Genomic DNA, 6,574 nt, shown 5'->3' with positions numbered 1-6,574 from the left:
TTTCGGGGGTAGGTGCCGGACAACGGCTTTCAAGAGTGCGCGACATTTGGTCGTTTTCCATCATTTGGCAAGACTTTGGCCGAAATCGCAGCCTATATCGCCGCCGCAACCATCAGTGGATTCGTCGCGGCATGGCCCCGATCTCCTGCCGTAACATATTGTTAACCATCAATGTTTTGCATTTCTTATGCATTGCCCTCGACACTCCGGCCGGCCGGGGCGCGTGATGTGGAACAGGAACCAGGTCGAGGCGCCAATGCAGCCAGTTGTACTGCCGTCGCCGGATGACTACCTTGTCGGCGGGCATGATGCCGTTCGGCAAAATCGAGAAAGCCTTCATGAAGGTCGTTGAACGCTACATCATGCGTCGCGCATCGACGGTGTTCCTCGCTGCGCTGACCTGGACGCTGGCGATCGTGTGGACGACCCAGGTGCTGGCCAAGATCGATCTCGTCACCGACAGCGGCCAGTCGGCGCTGACCTTCTTCGAGGTCGCGGCGCTGATCATCCCGTCGATCATCCCGATCGTGGTGCCGTTCGCGCTGGTGGTGGCGGTGGCGCAGACGCTGAGCGTCATGAACACCGATTCGGAACTTGCCGTGATCAACGCCGCCGGCGCCTCGCGCTGGACGATCGCGCGGCCGATCCTGCTGCTGGCGCTCGCGGCCAGCGTCCTTTCCTTCGCCGTCGACAATGGCGTCGACCCCTATGCCAGGCAGAAGAACCGCCAGCTGGTGGCCTCGTCACGCGCCGACCTTCTTTCGCTGATCATCCAGGAAGGCACGTTTCGCAAGATCGACGACGGCCTGTTCCTGCAGGTCGGCGAACGCCTCCCGGACAACAGGCTCGGCGGCATCTTCGTGGCCGATTCGCGCGAGGAAGGCGCCAACCTGATCTACTACGCCAAGTCTGGCAGCATCATCGAAAAGGGCGACGAGAAGGTGCTGATGATGAATGACGGCGTCATCAACCGCAAATCGCTGACCGGCGACCTGTCGGTGATCCGCTTCACCTCCTACGCCTTCGACCTCTCTGCCTTCATGTCGGCGGCGAACGAGATCACGCTTCTGCCGAAGGACCGCACGACGCAGTATCTGCTCAACCCGGATCCCAACGACAAGATGTTCCAGCGCAAGCCGGCCAGCTACAGTGCCGAGCTCGACCAGCGCTTCTCCGAATGGTCCTACCCTCTGGTGTTCGCGCTGATCGCGCTGGCGGTGGCGGGCGACGCGCGCTCGCACCGGGAAGCGCGCATCCACCCGTTGATCACGGCCATCGCAATCGCCCTCTTCGTGCGCTGGCTTGGCTTCTTCGCCGCCGGCAAAGCCGACAAGGTGCCGCTCTATGCCTATATGGTCTACGGCGTGCCGATCGTGGCCTCGGCTGTCGCCACCTGGTTCATCGTTTCCTCGAGGTCGATGGAGCTGCCGGCAGCCTGGGCGGACTGGATGACCAACCTCGCCGGCCGCGTCGGCGAGACTTGGACCGCCGTCAAGCTGCGTCTTTCCCGGCGCGCCTCCGGCCAGAGGGTATGACGATGGGCTGGACGCTGGGCCGCTACTTCTTCTTCCGCTATGTGTCGATCACCATCTGGTTCTTCCTCGGCCTTCTGGCGCTGGTGTTCCTGATCGACTTCACCGAGCTGTCCGGCCGCACCACTGGCCTGCCCGGCTTCACCTATGGCACCGCCTTCGCCATTTCGGCGCTGAGGATGCCGATGATCATGCTGCAGACCGTGCCGTTCGTCGGCCTGTTCTCAGCGATGGCGACGCTGGTGTCGCTCAACCGCAAGTACGAGCTCGTCATCGCGCGCTCGGCCGGCGTCTCGGCTTGGCAGTTCCTGCTGCCCTGCTGCATCGGCGCGCTCCTGTTCGGCGTGCTGTCGGTCGGCGTGCTCAATCCCATCGCGGCGCACGGCTTCTCCTGGTCCGAGCAGATGGAAAACAAGTTGCGCGCCGGCAATTCCAACGCCGTCCCAGCCGACACGACGCCTTGGATCCGGCAAAAGACCGCTTCCGGTGACACCATCATCGGTGCCCGGGCGATCCTCAACCAGGGCCTGGAGATGGCCGACGCGGTCTTCTTCGTACTGGACCAGCAGGGCAATATCGTCGAGCGCAAGGACGCGGCGCGCGCCTTCCTGCGCGACGGCTATTGGGAACTACAGGACGTCAAGGTGTTCAAGGACGGCAATATCCGCCCGGCAACATCCGATCGGGTCGAGACCAACCTCAAGCCCGAATTCGTGCAGGAAAGGCTGGCGCGCCCGGAAACCATCCCCTTTTACGATCTGCCCGGCAAGATCGAGGTTGCCCGTTCCTTCGGGCTGAAGGCAAATGCCTTCGCCATGCAGTTTGATTCGCTGGTGGCGCTGCCGTTCCTCCTCGTCGCCATGACGCTGATTGCGGCAACAGTTTCAATGCGATTTGCGCGTATGGGGCAGTCGGCAACGATGATTCTGGGTGGCGTCCTCGCCGGCTTTCTGCTTTATGTCGTCTCGGTATTGGTCAAGGCATTCGGCGTGGCGGGATTCGTCCCTACGGCGGTGGCCGCATGGGTTCCGGTTGTCGTGGCTATGTTCTTCGGGGTGACATTTCTGCTATACAAGGAAGACGGCTAGTGAGGGAGGCGGTTTTGCGCAGCCATAGGCAGGCCGGTTTGGCACGCCTTTATGGGGCGAGCGCCTTGGCATGTCTGTTCGCCTGCGCGGCGCCGATGGCACCGGCGCTGGCGCAGGACGTCACCGACATGGCGACGAAGGTTCCCTCCGGCACGCAGATGCTGCTTGCCGCCGACACGCTCGTCTACAATAACGACAACAACACGGTGACCGCCGTCGGCGGCGTGCAGATCGACTACGGCGGCAACAAGCTCGTCGCCCAGCGGGTGGAATACAACCGCAACACAAAGCGCCTCGTCGCCAGCGGTGCGGTCGAGCTGATCAACAGCGACGGCACCAAGATCAATTCCGACCATATCGACATCACCGACGACTTCGCCGACGGCTTCGTCAACGCGTTGCGCGTCGAGACCGTCAACAAGGCCTATTTCGCCTCCGAAAGCGCGGAGCGCATGGGCGGCGTGCTGACCACCTTCCACAACGGCGTCTACACGGCTTGCGAACCCTGCGAGGACAAGCCGGACAGCGCGCCGACGTGGCGCGTCAAGGCGCGCAAGATCATCTGGAACGGCGAGAAGAAGACGGTCCGCTTCGAGAACGCGAATTTCGAGTTCTTCGGCTTCCCGCTCGCCTATCTGCCGGCCTTCGAGATCGCCGACCCGACGGTGAAGCGCAAGAGCGGCTTCCTGATCCCCGGTATCGTCTACAAGAGCGACCTCGGCATCGGCGTCAAGGTCCCCTACTACTTCGCCCTGTCGCCGACCTACGACCTCACCGTCACCGGCACCGGCTACACCAAGCAAGGTTTCCTCGGCGAGGCCGAGTGGCGCCAGCGCTTCAACAATGGCGAATACAGCCTGAAGATCGCCGGCATCCATCAGCAGGATCCCGACGCCTTCATCGACAGCGGCATCCGCAATGTCGATTCGGGCGCGGCGGGCGATCCGAACAAGTTCCGCGGCATGATGGGCACCAAGGGCCAGTTCGCCATAAATGAGCGCTGGAACTTCGGCTGGGACGTGCTGCTGCAGAGCGACAAGAATTTCTCACGCACCTATGCGATCGACGGCTACAGCGAGACCGTTCACCAGTCGTCGGTCTACCTGACCGGCCTCAACGACCGCAATTATTTCGACATCCGCGCCATGCGCTTCCAGGTGCAGGAAAACACGCTGGCCAGCGACCCGTCGGCGCGCAGTGGCCAGCAGCCCTGGGTTTTGCCGTCGCTCGACTATGCCTATATCCCCGATATGGCCGTGGCCGGCGGGCAATTGTCGATCAATGTCAATGCGCGGGTCATCAGCCGCGACTCTCTCGATGAATCCTTCACCGAGGCCTATAATTCGAGCACGCCCACGCTGCGCGTCCCCGGCATCGCCGGGCAGAATGGTCGCATGACGGCCGAAGCCGAATGGAAGCGCACGTTTACCACCGATGGTGGCCTGCAACTGACGCCGCTCCTGGCGCTGCGAGGCGACGCCAGCTATCTCAACGCCGACTCGGCCTCGCTCGCGGCCATAAACGAGATGGCTGCCAATCCCCTGATAGCCACCACCGCTGACATGAAGTCGTCGCTCGCCCGCTACATGGCGACCTTGGGTCTGGAAATGCGCTGGCCGGTCCTGTTCTCGATGGCGAACTCCAGCCACATCGTCGAGCCGATGGCGCAAGTGTTCGTGCGTCCCAACGAGCAGTATGTCGGCGGCCTCGCCGTTCCCAACGAGGATGCGCAGAGCTTCGTCTTCGACGCCACGACGCTGTTCGAGCGCGACAAGTTCTCCGGCTATGACCGCATGGAAGGTGGTACGCGCGCCAATGTCGGGTTCCGCTATTCCGGCGCCTACGGCAATGGCTGGAGCACCAACGCCATCTTCGGCCAATCCTACCAGCTCGGCGGCGAGAATTCATTCACCGCACCCGACCTGGTCAATGTCGGCGCTTATTCTGGCCTCGACAAGCCGACCTCCGACTATGTCGGCCTGATCGGCTTCAACAGCCCGAGCGGCTTCTCCGGCTCGCTCAGCGGCCGCTTCGATGAGCAGACCTTCGACGTGAGGCGCGCCGAGGTGAAGGCCGCCTATTCCGGCCTGCCGGTTTCGCTCACCGCCAAATATGCCTTCATCCAGGCGCAGCCGCTCTACGGCTTCGAGACCGATCGCCACGAAGTGACGCTCGGCGCCTCGACGCACCTTGCCGAGAACTGGCGCGTCTTCGGCACCGGCACCTACGACCTGAAGCAGAGCGTTCTGGTCAAGGACGGCGTCGGTTTTGCCTACAATGATTCCTGCTTTACGTATCTGATGACGTTCTCGGAATCGCGCGACCTTGCGACCAAGGAAGTGTCGCAGAATGTCGGCTTCAACCTGTCGTTCCGTACACTTGGCGATTTCGGTTCGTCGACCAGCGCCATCGACACCATCCAGTGACGGCGGGCCAACGACATGGTTTCGCCGCATAGGGCTGGCAGGGGTCTCAGTTACATTGCGCGTGCCCGCGAAATCGAAGCGATTTGCGGAAAGGATCATGCGCCAAATCAGGTACTGCAGTGTCCGTTGCGGGTCCGAGGGGACGCGCGGCGCTGTCGAAGCGGGACAGAATTGGGATAGGTGAGATGAGGAAATTCCTGTTTTCAGCAGGCTTCGCGCTGCTGGTGGCGGCGACCTCGGTTTCGATCATGGCGATGACGCCGCCTGCCTTCGCCAGCACGATCAAATATGTCGTCAACAACATACCGATCACCACAGGCGACATCGCGCACAGGGCCGCGTTCCTGAAGCTGCAGCACAAGAAGGGCGACGCCGGGCAGGAGATGATCGACCAGACGCTGCGCCTGGCCGAAGCCAAGCGGCTCGGAATCCGCATCACCGACGCCCAGGTCGACGCCGCCTATCAGCGCTTTGCCACCACCAACAAGATGCAGCTCAAGCAGCTCGACGGCATCATGGCACAGTCGGGCGTGACCAAGGAGCACTTCAAGGACTTCATCCGCACCCAGATGGCCTGGAACCAGGCGCTGGCGGCCCGCTATCGCTCCGGCGAGGGCGGCGCGGTGACTGAGCAGGACGCAGTGCGGCGCATGCTGGACAAGGGCGGCAGCAAGCCGACCGCCATGGAATATATGCTGCAGCAGGTGATTTTCGTGGTGCCTGCCTCGGAGCGCAGCGCGACGCTCGCCAAGCGCAAGCGCGAGGCCGACGCCATGCGCGCCCGCTTCAATGGCTGCAACACCACGCGTGAATTCGCCAAGGGGCTGATCGACGTAACCGTGCGCGATCTCGGCCGCGTGCTGGCGCCGCAGTTGCCGGCTGACTGGGCCGACCAGATCAAGGCGACCAAGGTCGGCGGCGCCACCGCCACGCGCGAAACCGAGCGCGGCATCGAGTTCATCGGCATCTGCTCGTCGCGCGAAGTGTCCGACGACAAGGCAGCGCAGATGGTGTTCCAGAGCGAGGGCGGCAACGATAAGGACGCCGACGAGCTTTCGAAGAAATATGTCGACGAGCTGCGGAAGAAGGCCAAGATCGTCGAGCGCTAGATTGGCAGGGTTTTGGGCGTGAGTGAACGAGACGACAGAGCCACCTCCTGTCCATACCCGGGCAGAACGCCCCGCAAGACGGCCTAGACATGCGCGAGACCGATGCCCCGCTGGCCGTGAGCGTTGGCGATCCTTCCGGCGTCGGCCCGGAAATCGCCATCGCAGCCTGGCTCGCCGGTGAAAGTGCCGGCGTGCCGCCCTTCTACCTGCTTGCCGATCCGGCCCTGATCTCGGCGCGAGCGCGCCATATCGGCGCCAGCATAGCCATCGTCGAAACGCTGCCTGCGCAGGCCGCGCGGATCTTTTCCCGGGCGTTGCCGATCATCCCGCTCGACGCCGGCCATGTCGACAATCCCGGGCGGCCCGACACGGCCAATGCCGCCGGCACCATCGAGGCCATCGACCGCGCAGTGGCCGAC

At 63.1% G+C, this 6,574-nt stretch carries 5 protein-coding genes and 1 pseudogene; all 6 read left to right on the top strand.

Going from position 1 to position 6,574, the window contains the following annotated elements; translation table 11 throughout:
- Positions 1 to 227 (top strand): hypothetical protein (locus EOA33_RS39760; protein ID WP_210212586.1); only part of this gene is annotated, 227 nt, incomplete at its 5' end.
- Positions 228 to 338: 111 nt separating this feature from the next.
- Positions 339 to 1,535, top strand: coding sequence for an LPS export ABC transporter permease LptF (gene lptF, locus EOA33_RS19940; protein WP_126055640.1), 1,197 nt, complete (start codon positions 339 to 341; stop codon positions 1,533 to 1,535).
- Between the two features lie 2 nt (positions 1,536 to 1,537).
- Positions 1,538 to 2,620, top strand: coding sequence for an LPS export ABC transporter permease LptG (gene lptG / locus EOA33_RS19935; RefSeq protein WP_126055641.1), 1,083 nt, complete (start codon positions 1,538 to 1,540; stop codon positions 2,618 to 2,620).
- The gene (locus EOA33_RS19930; protein WP_189347282.1) at positions 2,620 to 5,046 is read left to right on the top strand and encodes an LPS-assembly protein LptD; all 2,427 of its coding nucleotides are present in this window, start codon (positions 2,620 to 2,622) and stop codon (positions 5,044 to 5,046) included. The genes lptG and EOA33_RS19930 overlap by 1 nt, the downstream gene beginning before the upstream one ends.
- Before the next feature lie 185 nt (positions 5,047 to 5,231).
- A complete protein-coding gene (locus tag EOA33_RS19925; protein WP_126055643.1) occupies positions 5,232 to 6,155 on the top strand; it encodes a peptidylprolyl isomerase in 924 nt (307 codons plus the stop codon).
- A gap of 89 nt (positions 6,156 to 6,244) precedes the next feature.
- Positions 6,245 to 6,574, top strand: a pseudogene (locus EOA33_RS19920) (4-hydroxythreonine-4-phosphate dehydrogenase); the annotation flags it as partial.

This window comes from Mesorhizobium sp. M4A.F.Ca.ET.050.02.1.1 (assembly GCF_003997725.1).
In the GTDB taxonomy this organism is placed as follows: Bacteria; Pseudomonadota; Alphaproteobacteria; order Rhizobiales; family Rhizobiaceae; genus Mesorhizobium.
This window is presented reverse-complemented; position numbering and strand designations above follow the sequence as displayed.

Bases quoted from the DNA above. Each gene is read 5' to 3' on its own strand.
- lptF (WP_126055640.1), top strand. From the start codon at position 339: ATGAAGGTCGTTGAACGCTACATCATGCGTCGCGCATCGACGGTGTTC.
- EOA33_RS19925 (WP_126055643.1), top strand. From the start codon at position 5,232: ATGAGGAAATTCCTGTTTTCAGCAGGCTTCGCGCTGCTGGTGGCGGCG.
- lptG (WP_126055641.1), top strand. From the start codon at position 1,538: ATGGGCTGGACGCTGGGCCGCTACTTCTTCTTCCGCTATGTGTCGATC.